At 72.7% G+C, this 2,447-nt stretch carries 2 protein-coding genes; both read left to right on the top strand.

Annotated features, from left to right (window positions below):
- The first annotated feature begins 55 nt into the window (after positions 1–55).
- Positions 56–1,708 carry an AMP-dependent synthetase/ligase gene (locus VGD70_RS18295; protein WP_331082826.1) on the top strand — a complete coding sequence of 551 codons (1,653 nt, stop codon included), beginning with the start codon at positions 56–58 and terminating at the stop codon, positions 1,706–1,708.
- On the top strand, positions 1,705–2,397 hold the full coding sequence (locus VGD70_RS18290; RefSeq protein WP_331082824.1) for an SDR family NAD(P)-dependent oxidoreductase: 693 nt from the start codon (positions 1,705–1,707) through the stop codon (positions 2,395–2,397). Before VGD70_RS18295 ends, VGD70_RS18290 begins: the two co-directional genes overlap by 4 nt.
- Positions 2,398–2,447: the final 50 nt, after the last annotated feature.

The following is a 2,447-nucleotide window of genomic DNA, read 5'->3' as shown; positions in this document are numbered from 1 at the left end:
GGGGGTTCGGCGGGAGATGACTGGCACAGCGGGGGAGGCCGGTAGCGGTTTGGCGGTGCTCGAGCCACTCGGGCACCTCGGTCCGGAGGCGACGCTCGTCGAGGCGTTCCAGGCGACCGCGGCCGAGCGCCCCGACCAGGTCGCACTGCGGACCTCCGACGGCGCCGTCAGCCTGACCTGGGTGCAGTGCGCGGAGCGGGTGCGGCGGCTGGCCGGTGGGCTGGCCGGGCTCGGCGTCGGGGCCGGGGACACGGTGGCGCTGATGGTGTCCAACCGCCCGGAGTTCAACCTGGTGGACACCGCCGCCCTGCACCTGGGCGCGGTGCCGTGGTCGATCTACCTGACGTCCTCGCCGCGCCAGATCCAGTTCCTGCTGGGCGGAGCGGGCAGCAGGGTCGTTGTCTGCGAGCGCGAGTTCGCGGCGTCGATCCGGGCCGTGCTGGCGGGCACGGCCGTCGAGCACGTGGTGGTGCTGGACGAGCTCGACGCGCTGCCCGGGGCGCCGCCGGGCTTCGACTTCGAGGCGAGCTGGCGCGCGGTGCCCGCCGAGGGGCCGCTGACCATCATCTGGACCTCGGGCACCACCGGTGAGCCGAAGCCGGTCGAGCTGAGCCATCGTGGGATGCTCGAGATGATCGGGGCGTACACCACGCTCGCGGGCCTGCCCCGGGGCGGCCGGATGACGTCGTACCTGCCGAACGCGCACGTCGCGGACCGCTGGTCGGCGCACTACTGGTGGATGGTGCTGGGTTTCGAGGTGACCTGTGTGCTCGACCCGACCCAGATTATCGCGGTGCTGCCCTCGGTGCGGCCCACCCTCTGGGGTTCGGTGCCCCGGGTGTGGGAGAAGCTGCGCGCCGCGCTGGAGGCTGAGGGCATTACCGACCCGGAGCGCCTGCCGGCGGCGGCCACCGCCCGAGTCCGGGCGAAGCTCGGGCTGGATCAGGTCCGCTTCCTGATCGTCGGCGCCGCTCCGCTGCCGGCCGAGACGCTGCGCTACTTCGCCGCGCTGGGCCTGCCGATCTCGGAGGTCTGGGGCATGTCGGAGACCTGCGGGATCCTCACCGCGAACCCTCCCGGCGACCTGCGCTACGGCACGGTCGGCCTGCCGCTGCGCGGTGTCGAGCTGCGCATCGCCGAGGACGGTGAGGTGTTGGCCAAGGGCCCGCAGGTCATGCGCGGCTACCGGGGCCGGCCGGACCTGACCGCCGAGGCGATCATCGACGGCTGGCTGCACACCGGGGACATCGGCCGGATCGACGCGGACGGCTACCTGAGCATCGTCGACCGCAAGAAGGAACTGATCATCAATGCGGCCGGCAAGAACATGTCTCCGCTGGCGATCGAGCTGGCAATGAAGACGGCCGGGTCGCTCATCGGGCAGGCCTGCGCGATCGGCGACCGCCGGCCCTACAACGTGGCGCTGCTGGTCCTCGATCCCGACGGGGCCCGCGCCTGGGCCGCCGCGCACGGTCGCCCCGGCGCCGGCTACGCCGAGCTCACCGCCGACCCGGAGCTCCTGGCCGATGTCGGCTCCGAGGTGGCGCTGGCGAACGCGGAGCTGTCCCGCGTCGAGCAGATCAAGTACTGGCGGCTGCTGTCCGCCGACTGGCTGCCCGACGGCGACGAGCTGACCCCGACGATGAAGATGCGCCGTCGGGTCATCGGGTCCAAGTACGCGGCCACGATCGAGGAGCTGTACGCGTGACCGGACGCACGGCACTGGTGACCGGCGCCAACGGCGGCATCGGCGCGGCCATCACCGAGCGGCTGCGCGCCGACGGTTTGAAGGTCATCAAGCTGGACATCAGCGGGCCGTGCGACCTTCAGCTGGACCTCGCGACGGACCCGCTGCCGGCGGTGCTGTCCGAGGTGGACGTGTGCGTGTCCAACGCCGGCATCGTGGACACCATCGCCCCGACGCACCGGATGACCGACGAGCAGTGGCGCCGCGACATCGAGGTCAACCTCACCGGGGCGTTCCGGGTGATCCAGGCCTGCCTGGTCGGCATGCGCGAGCGCGGCTGGGGACGGATCGTGGCGATCTCCAGCCTGGCCGGCCACGACGGACTGCCCGGCCAGGTCGCGTACGCGGCGTCGAAGGCAGGGCTGCACGGCATGATGCGCACGATCGCCACGGAGAACGCGAAGCGCGGCATCACCGCCAACTGCGTGCTGCCCGGCATGGTGGCCACCCCCAAGGCGCTCGCCATGCCCGACGCGGTGCGGGACCGGGTCCTGGCGCTGATCCCGATGGGCCGGTTCGCCGAGCCTGCCGAGATCGCCGGGCTGGTCGGCTACCTGGCGGGGGAGAGCGCCGGGTACCTGACCGCGCAGGAGATCGAGATGCACGGCGGCCTGGGGCTGAACACGATGAGCCTGGGCGGCTCCCGGTGAGCCTCTCCAGTCAGGAGGCCGGCGCGGCCGCGGCGGGCGCGCCGGCCCCG

The sequence above is a fragment of the Actinophytocola sp. genome (genome assembly GCF_036402745.1).
Taxonomy (GTDB): Bacteria; Actinomycetota; Actinomycetes; order Mycobacteriales; family Pseudonocardiaceae; genus Actinophytocola.
This window is presented reverse-complemented; position numbering and strand designations above follow the sequence as displayed.